The organism is Lactobacillus johnsonii ATCC 33200, assembly GCF_000159355.1.
Classification (GTDB): Bacteria; Bacillota; Bacilli; order Lactobacillales; family Lactobacillaceae; genus Lactobacillus; species Lactobacillus johnsonii.
This window is the reverse complement of sequence record NZ_GG670128.1, coordinates 1-515: the sequence shown is the minus strand read 5'-3', so window position 1 is coordinate 515 and position 515 is coordinate 1. Positions and strand designations below refer to the sequence as shown.

Below are 515 nucleotides of genomic sequence, written 5' to 3'. Positions count from 1 at the left end.
CGACAAAAGATACAAAACTATTTTGTCTTTTAATTGGAGGAATTATTATTTTTAAACTTTTTATTGCGTCAAAATTTAACCCAGCTTTTACTCCGTTTTGGTTTTTTGAATTAAATTGTCTTTTTCCAGCTACAGTCTCTAAAAAATATGACGCATATACTGGATTTATAAATTCTGTATTTAATCTTATACATGTTAAATGCTGATTAATATATGTACCATGTGACGCTATATCTGAACTAACAACTCCTGTACGTCCCAAATCAGCGGTAATACTTATTAATAAATCTCCTTCTTTTACTTTAGTTCTTTGTGCTTCTTTAGAATCTGGTGGTTCTACTGACTGAATATTATTAATTACAATATGTGAATTTTTAACATTTTTTATGGTTAAAAACCATGCTTTCCCTTTTGGAGTTAAGTATTTAGCCCATCCCCTAGAACCAGAAGTTATAAAATTAATATAATTTTCCAATGCTTTTTCAGGATACTTTTTAGAATTAAGAACAGGATCA

Annotated in this window: 1 protein-coding gene; it reads right to left on the bottom strand. The window is 28.5% G+C overall.

Annotation, left to right across the window (positions count from 1 at the left end; genetic code table 11):
• The coding region (locus tag HMPREF0528_RS08715; protein ID WP_004896656.1) for a restriction endonuclease subunit S at positions 1–515 on the bottom strand (515 nt) is incomplete at both ends.